The sequence below is a fragment of the Streptomyces xanthii genome (genome assembly GCF_014621695.1).
GTDB classification, from domain to species: Bacteria; Actinomycetota; Actinomycetes; order Streptomycetales; family Streptomycetaceae; genus Streptomyces; species Streptomyces xanthii.
In genome coordinates this window covers 6,657,401-6,673,559 of sequence record NZ_CP061281.1, presented here as the reverse complement: position 1 = coordinate 6,673,559, position 16,159 = coordinate 6,657,401, and the positions used below count along the sequence as shown (strand labels likewise).

The 16,159-nt window shown below is 74.1% G+C and carries 12 protein-coding genes; 4 read left to right on the top strand and 8 right to left on the bottom strand.

Annotation, left to right across the window (positions count from 1 at the left end; translation table 11 throughout):
• Positions 1–123: 123 nt before the first annotated feature.
• The 3 genes from IAG42_RS30105 (at position 124) to glpK (ending at position 3,573) form a co-directional block, all read left to right on the top strand.
• The gene (locus IAG42_RS30105; RefSeq protein ID WP_188341676.1) at positions 124–891 is read left to right on the top strand and encodes a dienelactone hydrolase family protein; all 768 of its coding nucleotides are present in this window, start codon (positions 124–126) and stop codon (positions 889–891) included.
• 393 nt (positions 892–1,284) lie between these two features.
• Positions 1,285–2,022 carry an MIP/aquaporin family protein gene (locus IAG42_RS30100; RefSeq protein ID WP_188340101.1) on the top strand — a complete coding sequence of 246 codons (738 nt, stop codon included), beginning with the start codon at positions 1,285–1,287 and terminating at the stop codon, positions 2,020–2,022.
• Positions 2,023–2,067: 45 nt separating this feature from the next.
• On the top strand, positions 2,068–3,573 hold the full coding sequence (gene glpK / locus IAG42_RS30095) for a glycerol kinase GlpK (RefSeq protein WP_188340100.1): 1,506 nt from the start codon (positions 2,068–2,070) through the stop codon (positions 3,571–3,573).
• Between the two features lie 22 nt (positions 3,574–3,595).
• Here glpK and IAG42_RS30090 read toward each other — a convergent pair whose 3' ends face one another.
• Genes IAG42_RS30090 through IAG42_RS30075 form a run of 4 tightly spaced genes read right to left on the bottom strand, consistent with a single transcriptional unit; the run spans position 3,596 to position 7,893 of the window.
• A complete protein-coding gene (locus tag IAG42_RS30090; RefSeq protein ID WP_188340099.1) occupies positions 3,596–4,210 on the bottom strand; it encodes a GTP-binding protein in 615 nt (204 codons plus the stop codon).
• A 48-nt stretch (positions 4,211–4,258) separates the two neighbouring features.
• Entirely contained in the window at positions 4,259–4,663 is a 405-nt protein-coding gene (locus IAG42_RS30085; RefSeq protein ID WP_188340098.1) for a DUF742 domain-containing protein, read from the bottom strand.
• 9 nt (positions 4,664–4,672) lie between these two features.
• Positions 4,673–5,110 (bottom strand): roadblock/LC7 domain-containing protein, encoded by a 438-nt coding sequence (locus IAG42_RS30080; RefSeq protein WP_188340097.1) that lies wholly within the window; start codon positions 5,108–5,110, stop codon positions 4,673–4,675.
• The gene (locus IAG42_RS30075; RefSeq protein ID WP_188340096.1) at positions 5,107–7,893 is read right to left on the bottom strand and encodes a sensor histidine kinase; all 2,787 of its coding nucleotides are present in this window, start codon (positions 7,891–7,893) and stop codon (positions 5,107–5,109) included. Before IAG42_RS30075 ends, IAG42_RS30080 begins: the two co-directional genes overlap by 4 nt.
• A gap of 347 nt (positions 7,894–8,240) precedes the next feature.
• On the opposite strand from IAG42_RS30075, the gene IAG42_RS30070 reads away from it, so the two are divergent.
• Positions 8,241–8,768 (top strand): hypothetical protein, encoded by a 528-nt coding sequence (locus IAG42_RS30070; RefSeq protein WP_384628290.1) that lies wholly within the window; start codon positions 8,241–8,243, stop codon positions 8,766–8,768.
• A 59-nt stretch (positions 8,769–8,827) separates the two neighbouring features.
• Here IAG42_RS30070 and IAG42_RS30065 read toward each other — a convergent pair whose 3' ends face one another.
• The 4 genes from IAG42_RS30065 to IAG42_RS30050 are packed head-to-tail and all read right to left on the bottom strand — an operon-like array spanning position 8,828 to position 16,148.
• Positions 8,828–13,522: a coiled-coil domain-containing protein gene (locus tag IAG42_RS30065; RefSeq protein ID WP_188340095.1), complete on the bottom strand. Its 4,695-nt coding sequence runs from the start codon at positions 13,520–13,522 to the stop codon at positions 8,828–8,830.
• 48 nt (positions 13,523–13,570) lie between these two features.
• Complete coding sequence (locus IAG42_RS30060; RefSeq protein WP_188340094.1) at positions 13,571–14,470, bottom strand: hypothetical protein; 900 nt, start codon at positions 14,468–14,470, stop codon at positions 13,571–13,573.
• Positions 14,467–14,625, bottom strand: coding sequence for a hypothetical protein (locus IAG42_RS30055; RefSeq protein ID WP_188340093.1), 159 nt, complete (start codon positions 14,623–14,625; stop codon positions 14,467–14,469). Before IAG42_RS30055 ends, IAG42_RS30060 begins: the two co-directional genes overlap by 4 nt.
• A complete protein-coding gene (locus IAG42_RS30050; protein ID WP_188340092.1) occupies positions 14,622–16,148 on the bottom strand; it encodes a hypothetical protein in 1,527 nt (508 codons plus the stop codon). Before IAG42_RS30050 ends, IAG42_RS30055 begins: the two co-directional genes overlap by 4 nt.
• Between the last annotated feature and the right edge of the window lie 11 nt (positions 16,149–16,159).

The following is a 16,159-nucleotide window of genomic DNA, read 5'->3' as shown; positions in this document are numbered from 1 at the left end:
AGGTGGTACCCGTGAACACAGTATCGACATGGGTGCTCCTCTCCGGGGTCATGGTCGGGCGGTAGGTCGTCCGGGAGCGCCGTCTCACGCGCTTTCCCGAAAGGCACGACCATGCACCAGACCTTGCACTTCACTTCTGAGCAGCGGCTCGACGACGGCGTCGTCGAGCGCAGGTTCACCCTCGGCGACATCCCCGGCATCCTCTGGACACCCGCGGACGTGTCCGCACCGGTCCCCTTGATCCTGCTGGGCAACCCCCCGCTCGGACTGGACCGGATGTACCCCCGCCTGCTGGGCCGGGCCCGGTACTCCGCGGCGGAGGGCTTCGCCACCGCCACCATCGAGCTCCCCGGAAGCGGTGACCGGCCCCGGCTGCCCGTCGTCGACCGGGCACGTGCCGGCCTGCGCCGCGCTCTGGAGGCCGGTGAACCGGTGAGCGGCGAGATCGTCGACGACCTGATCCTGCCCCTGGTCGACCAGGCGGTTCCCGAATGGCGGGCCACGATGGACGCGCTGCTCGAACTGCCCGGGATCGGCGGCCCGGTGGCGTATTCCGGTGGCGTGATCTCGATCGGCGTCCGCCTGGCCGCGACCGACCCGCGCATCGTGGCCGCCGGCCTGTTCGCGGGCAGTTTCGTCCCCGCCGTGATCTTCGAGGAGGCCCGTAGGGTCACCGTTCCGCTGCACGTTCTGCTGCAGTGGGACGACGAGGGGAACGACCGTCAGGCGGCCCTCGACCTGTTCGACGCCTTCGCCTCGAAGGAGAAGACGCTGAACGCCAACATGGGCGGGCACACCGGCGTCCCGCAGTCCGCCGGGGAGGATGCGGCCCGGTTCTTCGCGCGGCACCTGAAGCAGGCGCCCGCACCCGAGGCGAGCCCCGGCAGCTGAGCGGAGCCCCGGAGCCCGAGGCGAGCCCCGGCTCCTGAGGCGAGCAGCCCCGGCTCCTGAGGTGAGCCCGGCCTCCTGAGGGAAAGGCGCGGGCCCCTGCCGATCCGGCGAGGGCCCGCGCCAAATCCCGTACCGGGCACGCCACTTCACCGTAGAAGCACCCGCACCCGACCCTCTGCCCGGTCCCCCGCCGCACCTCGCGCATCCCGTGCGGTCGGCGACCTTGACGCTCCCCTGGCCCCGGTGAACACTTCCCGGTGTCAGTCGGCTCCGCCGCGTCACGGCCCCCTCTTCTGTCCCGCGGGGCCCGCTCCCCCGGTGTGATCCCGACTGCGCCCTGCACGGAGGACCGGGGCGCGACCGCCCGCCCCGGGTGAGGGCCTAGGAGCCGCCATGAGCAACGGAGACATCTTCCTCGGTGAGGTCATCGGCACCGGAATCCTGATCCTGTTCGGCGCGGGCGTCTGCGCCGCCGTCACCCTCAAGCACTCCAAGGCGAAGGCCTCGGGGTGGATCGTGATCGCGTTCGGCTGGGGCTTCGCCGTCCTCGCCGGGGCGTACACCGCGGCGCCGCTGTCCGGCGGCCATCTCAATCCGGCCGTGACGCTCGGCATCGCCATCGACACCGGCAAGTGGGACAAGGTCTGGGTCTACGTCCTCGGCCAGATGGTCGGCGCGATGCTGGGCGCCGTCCTCGCGTACCTCGTCTACCTCGCCCAGTTCAACGCCAATGTGCACACCGACAAGGAGCCCGACGGGCCGACGCCCACGCTCGGCATCTTCTCCACGATCCCCGAGATCCGAAACCCCGTCGCGAACCTCCTCACCGAGATCATCGCCACGATGGGCCTCGTGCTGCCGATCCTCGCGTTCGGCCTGACCAAGGGGCTCGGCGAGTCGGGCACGCAGGCGCTCGTCGTGGCCCTCCTCGTGGTCGGCATCGGCCTCTCGCTCGGCGGGCCGACGGGCTACGCCATCAACCCCGCCCGCGACCTCGGCCCGCGCATCGTCCACACCTTCCTGCCGATCCCCAACAAGGGGACGTCCGACTGGGGTTACGCGTACGTCCCCGTCGTCGGCCCGCTGATCGGCGGAGCGCTGTCCGGGGTCGTCTACAACCTCGCGTTCTGAGCAGTCCTGAGCAGTTCCGAGCACGTACGCCCGGAGGGAGAACCCGTGAAGTACGTCGCCGCCATCGACCAGGGCACCACCTCGAGCCGCTGCATCGTCTTCGACCAGGACGGCGCGATCGTCGCCGTCGACCAGCGCGAGCACCGTCAGATCTTCCCGAAGCCCGGCTGGGTCGAGCACGACGCGACCGAGATCTGGTCCAAGGTGCAGGCCGTCGTCGCCGGCGCCCTCGCCCGGGCCGGGCTGCGCGCCGACCAGCTCAGCGCCCTCGGCATCACCAACCAGCGCGAGACGACGGTGCTGTGGGACCGCGCCACCGGCCGCCCCGTGCACAACGCGATCGTCTGGCAGGACACCCGGACCTCGGCCCTCTGCAACGAACTGGGCGGCGCCGACGGCCAGGACCGCTTCCGCGAACAGACCGGCCTCCCGCTGGCCAGCTACTTCTCCGGGCCCAAGGCGGCCTGGCTGCTCGACCAGGTGCCGGGGCTGCGGGCCCGGGCGGAGCGCGGCGAGATCGCCTTCGGCACGATCGACTCCTGGCTGATCTGGAACCTGACCGGCGGCACGGACGGCGGGGTGCACGTCACCGACGTCACCAACGCCGGGCGCACCATGCTGATGAACCTGGAGACCCTCCAGTGGGACCCGTCGATCCTCGCGGCGATGAACGTGCCCGAGGCGGTCCTGCCCGAGATCCGCTCCTCCGCCGAGGTGTACGGCACGGCCGTCGGGCAGCTCGCGGGCGTGCCGGTGGCGTCCGCGCTCGGCGACCAGCAGGCGGCCGTGTTCGGGCAGGCCTGCTACGACACGGGGACGGCCAAGAACACGTACGGCACGGGCAGTTTCCTGCTGCTCAACACCGGGAGCCGGCCGGTGCCGTCGAAGAACGGGCTGCTCACCACGATGGGGTACAAGATCGGCTCGGAGGCGCCGGTCTACTGCCTGGAGGGGTCGATCGCGATCACCGGGGCGCTGGTGCAGTGGTTCCGCGACCAGCTCGGCATCATCCGCAGCGCCGACGAGATCGAGACGCTCGCGGCGAGCGTGGAGGACAACGGCGGGGCGTACATCGTGCCCGCGTTCTCCGGCCTGTTCGCCCCGTACTGGCGCTCGGACGCGCGCGGTGTCGTCACGGGCCTGACCCGGTACGTGACGAAGGCGCACCTCGCGCGGGCGGTCCTGGAGGCGACGAGCTGGCAGACCCGTGAGGTCGTGGACGCCATGTACCAGGACTCGGGCGTGCGGATCACGACGCTGAAGGTCGACGGCGGCATGACGAAGAACCATCTGCTGATGCAGCACCAGGCGGACGTGCTGGACGTGCCGGTGATCCGGCCGCGGGTCTCCGAGACGACCTGTCTGGGAGCGGCGTACGCGGCCGGGCTCGCGACCGGCGTGTGGAACGACCTGGACGAACTCAAGGCGCACTGGCAGCGGGACGTCGAGTGGACGCCCGCGATGGACGCCCGGACCCGTGACCGCGAGTACCACAACTGGCGCAAGGCGGTGGAGAAGAGCTTCGGCTGGCTGGAGGAGGACACGCCCTAGGGCGCGAGGCCCGGGCGCGGGTCTACGTGGGGACGGCGGCCGCGGCGCTCCGGCGGCCGGCCGCTGTCGCCGCGGCGTGCTCGACGACGCCGACCAGGACGTCCTTCACGGACTCCTTGTCGCGCGCGTCGCACAGCAGCACGGGGACGCCCGGGTCCAGGTCGAGCGCCTGGCGCACCGTGTCGGCCGGGTAACGGGCCGCGCCCTCGAAGCAGTTGACGCCGACGACAAAGGGGATGCCGCGCCGTTCGAAGTAGTCGACGGCGGCGAAGCAGTCCTCCAGACGGCGGGTGTCGGCGAGGACGACCGCGCCGAGCGCGCCGGTGGCGAGCTCGTCCCACAGGAACCAGAAGCGGTCCTGGCCGGGCGTGCCGAAGAGGTAGAGGACGAGGTCCTCGCGCAGGGTGATCCGCCCGAAGTCCATCGCGACGGTGGTGGTGTGCTTGCCCTCGACACCCGCGGTGTCGTCGACGGGCCGGCCCGCCTCGCTCAGCAGTTCCTCGGTGCGCAGCGGCCTGATCTCGCTGACGGCGCCGACGAGGGTGGTCTTGCCGACGCCGAAGCCGCCGGCCACCAGGATCTTGAGCGTGACGGGCTCGACCGGGGCCGCGCCGCGCGCGGAACGCCCGAAGATCATGGGGTGTCTCTCCTGTCGGGGTTGTGTTTCACCGGGCCCGCGGGTGGTTCACAGAGCGCGCAGGCCGTTGATCACGTCGCGCAGAATGCTCTCGTCGGGCAGCTCCGCCGGCGGTACGGGGCGGGTCACATGGACCAGCTCCTCGCCGACGAGGTCGCCTATCAGCACTCTGACGACGCCTATGGGGAGGTCGAGTTCGGCGGCGAGTTCCGCCACCGACTGCGGCCGGTCCCGGCACAGATGGACGATCTCGACGTGCTCGGGCGACAGGGTGTGGTCGGTCGCCGGGTCGTCGGCGCGGGGTTCCGCGACGACGACCGCGATCAGGTCGAGGCGATGCTGGGCCGCGCTGGTGGTGCGGCCGCGTGTCATGGCGTACGGGCGCACCACGGGCCCTGCCTCGTCGTCGAACCAGTGGTGCGTCTCCTGCGTCCCCTGACCGTCTGCACTCATACGGACCCGTTACCCCCCACCGGGCAGATCCGTGCGCGGCGCGGCCCCGAGATGTGCGCCGACCCGCTTGACCAGCAGGGTCATCTCGTACGCGACGAGGCCGACGTCGGAGTCCGAGTCGGACAGGACGGCCAGGCAGCTGCCGTCACCGGCGGCGGTGACGAACAGGAAGGCGTCGTCGAGCTCGACGACCGTCTGCCGGACACCGCCCGCGTCGAAGTGGCGTCCGACGCCCTTGGCGAGGCTGTGGAAGCCGGAGGCGACGGCGGCGAGATGCTCGCTGTCCTCCCGTTCGAGGTCCTTGGAGACCCCGGTGGGCAGTCCGTCCCCGGAGAGCACGAGCGCCTTGCGGATGCCGGCGACGCGTTCGACCAGGTCGTCGAGGAGCCAGTTGAGCTCCCTCGAGCCACCGTTCGTGGTCGGTGCGCCGGCCTTCGGTGCGGTCATCGACCGTCCCCCTCAGATGTCGTTCCCTGTGCTGTGCCGTCGGAGCCGGCACTCGCGGCGTTCTCCGCCCGGCCCCGCCGCCAGCCGCGCTGGAGCGAGGCCATACGGCTGCGCACCTCGTCGGCGTCACGGTCGGCGGGATCGGCGGAGGCGGTCTCCTCGCGGCCGGGGGCGCGGTCGCCGCGCCGGTCCGGTCCGTCCTTCAACTGCGGTGCCAGGCTGGCCTGGCGCACGCGGCGCGGCAGCGCCCCGGAGGTCTGCTCCTGCGGGCCCTGCGGGTCGGGCGCCGGTGCGGGTGTCGCGGCCGGGGTCTCGCGGACCGGTTCGGCGGCGCGGGCCCTGCGGCGGGGCAGGTCACCGAGCGGGGTCGGCTCGGCCGCGCCGCGGACCGGTCCGCCGCGCAGGGGCTCCGGGCGGCGCCGGTCGCCGTCACGGTCGTGCCGCTCGCCCGGCTCGGCGGCGCGGTCGCGGTCCCGGTCGCCGGGGCGGTCGTGCGTGACGGGACGGCCGTGCGAGCTGACGAGCTTGGGCGTGCGGCGGCGGGGCAGTGCCACCAGTCCGCCGGGCGCGTCCGCGCGCTCGCCGTCCCCGGCCCGGTCCCGCTCGGGTTCCTCGGCCTTCTGGTGCTGCTCGCCGGCCGGTCCGGCGACGGGGCGGCGCGGGCGGAAGAGGCCGCCGCGCTCGCTGTCCTCGTCGCCGAGGGCGCCGGGGAAGTCCGTCATGTCGGAGGTGGCCAGCGGGGCTTCGAGCTCCACCGGGCCGTCGAGCACGGAGGGCGGCAGGCCGGGCAGTCCGTCGCGGCCGCCGGTCCGCTCGCCGCGCTTCATGCTCTGTGCGCGACGCGCCGCGTCGGGCCGGTCGAGCCGGAAGCCGGCGCCCTCGGTGTCCGGGGCGTCGTCCGTGAGCAGCGCGTCGGGAAGGAAGACGACGGCCGTCGTGCCGCCGTACGGGGAGGGCTGGAGGGAGACGCGGACGTTCTGCCGCTGGGCGAGGCGGCTGACAACGAAGAGGCCGAGCCGGTCGGTGTCGGAGAGCTCGAACTCGGGGGTCTCGGCGAGCCGCAGGTTGGCGTCGAGCAGGGCGTCGGGCGGGATGCCGAGGCCGCGGTCGTGGATCTCCAGCGTGAACCCGTTGGCGACGCGCTCGCCGAGGACCTGGACGGCGGTGTGCGGCGGGGAGAACACCGTGGCGTTCTCGAGGAGTTCGGCGACGAGGTGGGTGACGTCGGCGACGGCCGGTCCGGTCACGGCGATGCGGGGCAGCCGGCGGACCTCGATGCGCTCGTAGTCCTCGACCTCGGCGACGGAGGCCCGAACGATGTCCATGAGCTGGACGGGCTTGCGCCACTGGCGGGAGGGGGCGGCGCCGGAGAGGATCACGAGGCCCTCGGCGTGGCGGCGCATGCGGGTGGTGAGGTGGTCGAGGCGGAACAGGTCGGCGAGTTCGTCGGTGTCCTCGGTGCGGCGCTCCATGGTGTCGAGCAGGGTGAGCTGCTTGTGCAGCAGGACCTGGCTGCGGCGGGCGAGGTTGACGAAGACCTCGGAGACGCCGCGGCGCAGTTCGGCCTGCTTGACGGCGGCCTCGACGGCGGACCGCTGGAGGGTGTTGAGGGCCTGGCCGACCTGCCCGATCTCGTCCTTGTCGTACTCGAGGCGCGGGGCCTCGGTCTCGATGTCGACCTCCTCGCCGGTGGCGAGGCGGCGCATGACGCTCGGGAGCCGGACGCCGGACGCCTCGTGGGCCTCCTGGCGCAGGCGGCGCAGGTCGCGCACCAGGCTGCGGCCGATGCGGACCGACAGGAACAGGGAGAAGAGCAGGGCGAGCAGGCCGAGGACTCCGGCGACGCCGGCGAGGAAGAAGATCTTCAGGACGGTGGGGCGGGCGCGTTCCTGGTAGCGGTCGCCGGCGGCCTGGTCGCGGTCGACGAGGTCGCCGAGGACGGTGCCGGCGGCCTGGTCCCAGCTCTGTGCGGTGACTCCGCGCGGGACGCCGGGCATGCCCTTCACGACCACGTTCTCGGCCGTGCGCAGGGGGGCGGTGTCGGGGCTCTTCCAGTACCGCTCGTAGCGGGCGCGCTCGTCGCCGGGCAGGAGGGCGAGGCTGGTGTCGTAGAGCAGGGTGCGCTGGGCGGCGAGGTCGGAGACCTGGCGCAGTTCGAGGCGGGTCAGGCGGCGGGCTACGAGCCCGGAGCCGACCAGGGCGTCTTCCTGGGAGAGGAGTTCGCGGGCCCGGACGAGGCCGGCGAGGGCGCGGCCCTCGCGCTCGAGGACCGCGTCGTCGAGCGCGGTGAGGTCGAGCAGGAACTCGTAGGTCGGCGCGATGAGCCGGGTGTAGAAGTCGAGGGCCTGGACGCGGGTGACGGTGCCCTCGTCGACGTTGCGGCGCAGGGACTCGATGCCTTCGAAGCCTTCGACCGCGGCGTCGAGGGTGGCCCGGGTCCGGTCGTCCAGGTCGTCGCGGGCGCCGGCGTCGCGGGCCCGCTCCTTGAAGTCGGACAGGGCCTCGTCGGAGGCGGTGCGCTTGGCGCGCAGCGCGGACTGGGCCTCGGAGGCGCGCGGGTCCGCGAGATAGACGAGGGTCTGGCGCCGTTCGTCCTGGAGGAAGCGGCTGGTGTCGACCAGCGGGATCGCCAGCGAGTCGGTGATCTTCCCCGCCGTGACGAGCTGTACTGCGGCGCGGCCCGTGATGACGGTGGCGAAGGCCCAGACGGCGGTCAGGGACAACAACGGCACCAGCAGCAACGCCACGATCTTCCGGCGGATCGACTTCCCGCGAAAGCGCATGGCCTCCCCCAAGATCGCCCCCGCGGTCAGGGGGCACACATGTGCGTCAACAAACGGCGCGAGCCTACTACTGCCTCGGCACCATCTCGAAGACCTGTCCGGATGGTGTTCGGCCGAACGGCCTTGGGGGCATCGGGAGTTGTCCGGGCATTGCGGGAGATTGCGGCCCGTGATCGACCACGGCCGATCGAACAAGATCCGTCCGCTTGTCCGGCCGGTTGGCCGGAATCCTTCGCTCCTGTCCTGTGGAGTCGGCCAGTTGTCCGGATTCGGGAATCTTTCACGGGCGTCGGTCGTCGTACTCAGAGATCGCGAACACGGATCACGGGCGCGGGTCACCGGCACAGATCACGAGCGATGCGGGGCAGGGGCCGCCGAGGCGGCGTGAATCGGAGCAAACCGGGCAGTCACTCAGCAGTGCCGATGCGCACCATCGGTTCGGGCGGCGTCTGGAAGTGGTGGGGAGTGACGTGGCGATGGGCACGGCAGGGCGCAGGGAGCTGTGGGTCGAGGAGCCGGCGGCGAGGCGGCGCATGCCCGATCCGGTGCGGACGGCCGCCGTGCGGGCCGTGCTCATAGTGGCGCTGACGCTGATTCAGGCCGTGATCGCCGTGCTGTGCACCCTGGCCGACTCGTGGCTCGCGTTCCCCATGGTCCTCAGCAGTGTCGGCAGCACCGTCGTCGCGACCTGGGGCGTCCTGGACGTCTGGGTGACCCGCCAGGTGTGGAACCAGCGGAACGGGGTGGTCTCCGCCCCCGCCAGCACGGCCCGGCAGCTGCGCAGAGAGCGGCGCCGGGCCCGTCGTGCGGCCCGCCGCGCCCCCGAGAACATACGGGGACACGGCGGGGCCGGCGGCCGGCTGAAGCACACCTGACGCCCAGCTGACGGAGCCGCCGGCCTGCCGGTCGGTCATCCGGTCGGCAGGCCGCGCGGTCAGCCCGCCTGCGGCTCCGGCTTGCGGTACATGCGGGTGGCCGTGATCTCGCCGTGCACGGTCTCGCCCTCCGGGTCCTGCTGCGGCAGTCCGGGACGCAGATGCTCCTCCACGCTGATGTACTTCAGCCCGGCCCTCAGGTCCGCGTCGTTGCGCAGCCGGATGACGAGGGGGAACTCGGCGAGGGCCGTCGTGTCGAACAGGCCGGTGGTGTAGAGCAGTTGCACCCCGAGCGCGTCCGACACGGCGCGCTGGAGCTCCAGCAGGTACGTCGCGTTGGCCCGGCCGATCGGGTTGTCGAGGAACAGGGTGCCGGCGTGCCGGTGCTTGTCACGCCCCCGGTCGTTCGAGCGCAGCGCCGCCATCGTGCAGTACAGGGCGATGGCCGCGGTGAGCAGCTGCCCGCCGGAGAACACGTCGCCCATCTGCCCGACCGGCACACGCTCGGCGCGCAGCACCGCGTCGGGCTTGAGGATCTCGACGGCGATGCCCTTCGGCTGAAGGGCGGCGCTGACGCCGCGCAGCAGCAGGGACATGCCGTCGCGGCGCAGGTCCGAGTTCTTCTTGACGGCCGCGCGGGTCGCCTCGTCGACCACCTCGCCCAGCCGCTCGGTGAGTGTGGCCTGGTCGGGCTCCTCGAAGCGGATCCGCAGGAACTCCTGGCCGGACCACTCGCCGAGCCCCTCCGGAAGCCGGGACAGGCGCTGGGCGGAGCGCAGCGTGGCCAGCGAGGACTCCACGAGGCCGCGCAGACGGTCCACGATCGAGTCCCTGTTGCGCTCCAGCTGGGCCAGTTCGTCGGTGAGGACGCGCAGCCGGGGTGCGAACGCGTCGGCCCACTTCTGCGCGTGCTCCGGCAGCGCCACCGCGGGCAGCTCCCGGATCTGCTGTCGCGCGGGCGTGCGCACCTGCTCGTACCGCGTCGAGTTCGCGTGCCGTACGAGGATGTCGCTCGCCTCGCGGACGGCGGCCTCGGCGGTGGACAGGTCGGCGGCGCAGCCGCGCAGCGAGCGCCGGGACTCGGCGGCGGCCCGGCGGGCCTCTTCCAGGGAGCCGGGGTAGGGCTCGGGCTCCTCCTGCTCGTCGGCGTCCGCGGTGTGGTCGCGCAGCAGGTCGCGCAGGAGGGCCGCGGTCTCGTCGAAGCCGCCCGCCCCGTCCTCGGCGGCGCGGTGGGCGTCGAGCAGCTCGGCGTGGGCGGCGCGCGCGGCGCTCAGCGCCTCGGTGTGCGCCGCCAGTTCGCCCGTCGCCGTGCGCAGCAGGGTCTGGGCGTGCTCGGTGCCGTCCGGGACGAGCTCCTCGGGCAGCTCGGTGTGCGCGTCGGCGTCGTCCTCGGGGGCGTGCCGCTCGGCCTCGCCGCGCAGCCGGCCGAGCTGCTCGCTGGCGGTGGAGGCGCGGGTCTCCAGGAGCTGGACCAGCTCCTCGGCGCGGGCCGCGGCGGCCTGCCGGGAGGGCCCGTCCGAGCCCTCGGGCGATTCGAGGAGGGCGGCGGCACGGGTGCGGACCTTGTTGCTGAGCCGGTCCAGCTCGGCGAGGGCGGCGGACTCGTCGCTCTCCGCGCGGGCCTGCTCGGCGCGCAGGTCGGCGCCGACGCCGACCTTCTCGTAGACCTGGGAGGCGGCCCGGTACGCCTCGCGCAGCGCGGGCAGCGAGGCCTGCGGGGTCTCGCCCTCCGGTACGTCGTCGGGGGCGCCGGCGATCTCGGCACGCTCGGCGCGCAGGGTGCGGGCGGTGCGGTGGGCGTCGTCGGCGGAGCGCTGGGCGGCGCGGCGGTCCTCGTCGGCGGCGCGGGCGCGCTCCAGGCAGGTCTGGGCGCGGGCCTCGGACTCGACGGCCTCGTCCGCCAGTTCACGGACCTTGGCCTGCCAGGCGGCGCGCTCGCGCAGCCGGTAGGCGAGTCCGGCGAGTGCGTCGGCGGCGCGGCGGGCCTTCTGCGCGGCCTCTTGACGCTCGTCGCGCACATGGATCGCCTCGGCGGCCGTCTCGTCGGCCTCGGCGCGCGCGGTGCGGGCCTCGGCGAGCTCGGCCTCGGCCTCCTCGGCGAAGGCACGGGCGTCGCGGGCGGCCGCGGCCAGCTCCGCGAGGCGCCCGGCGGGGCAGCCGGAGCGCCAGGAGGAGAGGCGGGCGGCCAGCTCGCGGTCCTTGCCGAGGCGGGCGGCGAGCACCCGGATGTCCTCGTCGCGCAGCGCGGCACGCTCGCGCAGGGCCTGACGCTCCTCGTCGGCGGCGTGCTCGTCGTGCATGGCCGGGTTCGGCGGCACGAGGAAGACGCCGGTGTCATCGATGCCGGGCGCCGGCTCGGCCGGGGTCGGGGCGAGCAGCGCGGCCGCCGTGCCGACCGCGACGGCGGAGCGGGGCAGCAGGGCGGCGCCGGCGAGGGTCTCGCGGGCGCGGGCGTGCGAGTCGGGGTCGGTGATGATGACGCCGTCGACGAGCTCGGGCCGGGCGGCGAGCACGCGCGCGTGGTCGGCCGGGTCGACGGCCTGGGCGAGGTAGCGCCAGCCCGGGAGCGCGGGGATGCCGTGCTCGCCCAGGTACTCGACGGTGGCGAGAACATCGGGGCCGGGCGGCAGGAGGCCGCCGTCGCCGAGGGCGCCGAGGATGCGCGCGTCGTCCGCGGCGGCGGTGCGCAGCTCGAACAGGCGGCGCTCGGCGGAGGCCACCGAGTCGTCGAGCAGCACCTTGAGGTCGTCGGCGGCGCGGTCCAGGTCCTCCGCGGTGAGCCGGCCCTCGGTGCTGGTCGCGCTGTCGGTGCGGGGCTGCGGGACGAGGCCGGCGACGGCGCGGGCGCGGACTGCGCCGGGGAAGCCGCCGCCCGCCGCGCCGAAGTTCTCCTCCTCCGCGAGGGGGGTGCCGCCGGTGCCGAGCAGCGCGGCGAGGCGCTCCTCCTCGGCGAGGGAGGCGGCGGTGCGCTCCTCGTCGCGATGGGCGCGCTCCGCGGCGCTCGCGGCGTCGGCGGCGCGGGCCGCGGTGAGCTCGGCGCGGGCCTCCGCGGCGGCGGCCTCGCGCGCGTGCTCCGTGGCACGGCGGGCGGCCTCGCGGGCGGTGTCCCAGGCGGCGACGGTGGTCTTCTCGGCGTCGGCGGCGGCGAGCGCGGCGCGGGCCGGGTCGGCGTCGGGCGCGCTGTCGTCGATCCAGCCGGCCCGGACGGCCTCGGCGGTCTCCTGCTCGACCTCGGCCAGGCGCTGGCGCAGGTGCCCGAGCTCGCTGCGGGCGCGCTGGGCCTCGGTGGCGGCGGCGGTCGCGTCGCGGTGCGCGGTCTCGCCCGCCTCCTGGAGGACGGCGGAGCGCGCCTCCTCCTCGTTGGCGTGCTGCTCGGCCTTCTCGGCGGCGCCGTGCAGGGCCCGTACGAGATCGGAGGCGGCCTTGGCGCGGGCGGCGAGGGCGGGGGCGGCGTCGCGCTCGGCCTCGCGGATGGCGACGGCCACGCGCGCGGAGCGGTCGGCGGCGGCGCGGTGGCGCAGCACGGCCTCGGCGGCCTGCCAGGCGGCGTACAGGGTGCGGGCGTCGGCCAGTTCGCGCTTCTGGGCGGCGGCGGCCTTCTCGGCGCCGGCGAGCGCCAGGGAGGCGTGCCGGTAGGCCAGTTCGGCCGCGATCAGGGCGCTGCGCTCGCGGGCCGTGTCGGCGCCGGTGACGGTGTGCGCGGCGGCGGTGACCTGCTGGGCGAGGTCGCCGGCGCGGCCCCGCTCGACGGCGGCGCGGGCGGAGAGGCGGCGGGCGAGGGTGCGGGTGCGGCGCTCGGAGGCGGTGTGGATGTCGCGGGCGCGGGCGCGGGTGTCGGCGGCTTCGACGATACGGGTGAGCAGGTCGACGGAGCCTGCGGTGAAGTCGCGCTCGGCGATCAGCTCGGCGCGCCGGCCCAGCTTGTTCCCGAACCCGCCCACGAGGTCGGCGAGGCCGTCCGTGTCACGGGTGTCGGTGACGGCGCGCAGCAGCAGGTCGGTGAAGTCGGAGTCCTTCTTGACGGCGAACAGGCCGGCGGCCTCGCCCTCGTCCGCGTTCATCTCCCGCTGGTAGCGGAACAGTTCGGGGTCCAGGCCCAGGTCGCCGAGGTGCTCGTTCCACCGGTCGTGGATCTCCTCCCAGTGCACCTCCAGGTGGGCGTACGCCTTGCCCGCCTCGGTGAGGGCGTCGCGGAAGCCCTTCATGGTGCGGCGGCGGCCCTGGGCGCCCGAGGCGCCTTCGGCGACGGGGCGTACGGCGGTGGCCTCGGCGACGGGCAGGGCGTCCAGGCTCATGCCGGGGCCGGGCCGGAAGGAGTACCAGGCCTCGGCGAACTTCCGCGGGTCGTTGGAGACCTGGCGGCCGCGCCATTCGCTGACCTTGCCGACCACGACCAGTTCGCCCGTGAGGGTGTGCTGCCACTCCAGGGCGACGTGTCCGCAGTCCTCGGCGAGGAGGAACTTGCGCAGCACGCCGGAGCTGGCACCGCCCAGCGTGTTCCGGTGGCCGGGGAGCATCACGGAGAAGATCAGCTTGAGCAGGACCGACTTGCCGCCGCCGTTCTCCAGGAACAGCACGCCGGCGGGGGCGGGGCGGCGCGGCGGGCCCACGGGCTCGTCCTCGAAGAACTCCGCCTGCTGGGGCGCGGGGTCGGGCACCGGCGCGCCCACTCCTCGCAGGTCGAGCACGGTGTCGGCGTAGCGCGCACCGGCAGGCCCGATGGAGTAGAGGCGGACCCGGGACAGCTCGTACATGGCGGACTCTCGTGGTAGGTACGGAAGTTCAGGTGGGGGCGGGCCCGGTCAGGAGTGGAAGGGCAGACCGGCGTCGGCGACGAGCCCGGCCGCTTCCTCGTCCATCGGCGGCAGCAGGGTGGCGGAGCCGTCGGTCACCGGGACCACACCCAGGTCGAGGAGCTCGGCCATGGCGGCGGTGCCGGCCATGTCGCGGACCTGGAGCTGGTAGCGCGCCGTGGTGCGGTAGGTGCCGCCGCCGTCGTCCCCGGTGCGCTGCAGGAAGCCGGAGTCGGTGAGGAAGGCGAGCGCCTTGCCGACGATGCCGGTGGTCGAACCGGCGAGTCTGCGCGCGTCCTTGGTGGCGCCCGTGGAGCTGCGCCGGGCCCAGATCCGCCAGGCGGCTTCGAGGCCGGGGGCGTCGGTCGCCGGGTCCGTGTTCTCCCCCTCCTCCTCTGCGCGCTCCTCCAGCTTGGTGCAGGCCTGGCGGACGAACGCGTCCACCCCGTTGACACTCACGCGGCCGATGTAGCCGTCGTCGGCGAGGTCCTCGGGGCGGGGGAAGGCGAGCGCGGCGACGGCGAGGTGGGCGAGGCCGTGCAGGAAGCGGTCGGTGGAGTCGGCGGCGGTACGGCGCGCGTAGTCACCCATGCGGACGGCGAACACGGAGTCCTCGGCGGCGGTGACGGCCATGCCCGCGCGCGGGGACACCTCCAGGACGACGAGGCCGAGGCCGGTGGCGACGGCGTCGGCGAGCCGGGCGAACGCGGGGTCCTCCCGGTAGCGGCGCAGCAGTTCGGCGTACTCCTGGTCGCGGGAGGGCTGGAGCTTGGGCTGGAGGCCGAAGGAGACCAGGCGGGCCGCGTCGGCGGCGTCGGCCGGGGTGACGGACGCGGGGGCCCTGACCGGTCCGGTGCCGGGTGCCTCGGGCTCGCCCCACTCGGCGTGCTCTTCGGGGTGCTCGGTCACGGGCGGTGCTCCTCGGTGTTTCCTGCGGATGCTGCGGTTCCCGCGGCGGTGCGGCCGGGGCCGGGTCCGGCGGTGCGTGCGGGGTCGTACGTGGTGGCCGTCCCGGCGGTGCGTGCGGGGGCGTGCTCGGTGGCGGGTCCGGTGGCGCGCGTCATGCGGCCTCCGTCCGGTCGGCGGCCATGCCGGCGGCGTCGAGCAGCGCGGTGCCGACGATGAGGTCGGCGCCGCCGAACTCGGGGTCGTCGAGCTCGGTGCCGTCGTCCACGGCGAACAGCAGCTTCGGCTCGCCCTGACGGTAGGCGGTGCCGACCGGCGGGCTCGCCGCGTGGACGGCCAGCAGGGCGACCAGGTACGGCAGTTCGGGATCGCGGGTGCGGGCCTCGGCGAGCAGGCCCGAGAGCCGGCGGGGCGCGTCGGAGGGCAGGTCGAGCAGCTCCATGGCGCTCGCGAGCTGCTCCTCGCTGAACCGGCTGTCGTCCGGGGTCGCGATGAGGTCCGGCTCGGGCATCTCGGCGCCGAGGTGCTCGCGCTCCTGGGGCGGGGTGAGCAGGATGTCGACGAGGTCGCCGACGCGGACCGAGACGGGGGTGCGCAGGCCGGTGCCGCGGGCGAAGAACGCGTCGGTCACCTTGATCGCGCTCTCCACGGGGAGCGGCAGCAGGGGGGCGACGAGCTGCCCGTACAGGTCGAGGCCGGTGCGGGTGGTGGGGGCGGCGAAGGCCTGGCGGTCCTGCTCGGCGCGGAAGAGCGGCCCGGCCTCCAGGAGGCGGGACTGGAGCTGGGTGTGGCGGCGGATGCAGTCCTTGACGATGTCGACGAGCTCGGCGGCGCGGCGCTTGTGCTCGGGCTCCTCCGACTCGTCGCGAGCCTTGCGGATGTTCGTCAGGATCGCGTTCTCGTGGCGGTAGCGGTCGGCCACGTGGTCGAGGGCCTCGGCGATCATGTCGGGGACGGCCTGGAGCCAGTCGACCGCGCGGACATTGCGCCGGGTCGCGTCGAGCGCCTTGCGGAGGGTCTCCGAGTACTGGACCGTCCGGTAGCGGGCCTGCTCGGCGGCGAGCTGGGCGTCGGCGAGGCGGCCGCGGCTGATCAGCACCTCCAGCTTCACCTCGGCGGCGATCTGGGCGCTGGTCACGTCCGTGTCGAGGGCGCCCACCAGCACGTTGACCGCCTCGTCGGTCGTGCGCAGGTAGACGCCGCCCCCGTAGCCCGGGACCTCCTCGATGAGCTTGAAGTCGTAGTCCCTGCGGACGTACGTGCCGTCGGGGCCGAAGGTGCCGTAGACGGCGCGGAAGCCGCGGTCCACGCTGCCGACGTTGATCAGGTTCTCCAGGACCCAGCGGGCCACGCGCTCGTGCTCGGCGGCGGGGCGGCCCGGGGCCTGGGCGGCGACGCGGGGCAGCAGACGAGCCACTATCTGCTCGTGGTCGGCGCCCGTGTCGAAGTCCATGTTCAGCGTCACGAGGTCGATCGCGGAGAGCGCCACCTCGGCCATGCCGTACGTCGAGTACTCGCCCGCGAGATTGGCCTTGCGCACGTCCAGGTCGTGCAGCGGCGCGGTGCAGGCGAGCGCGCGCAGCCGCCGCGCGAGCCCTTCGTCGGCGGCCGGGCCCGGTGCGGGTCGCGGCGCCGCGCTGAGCTGGGGCGGAGCGGAGTCCGTGGTGGCAGGCGAAGTCACGCAGGACAGAG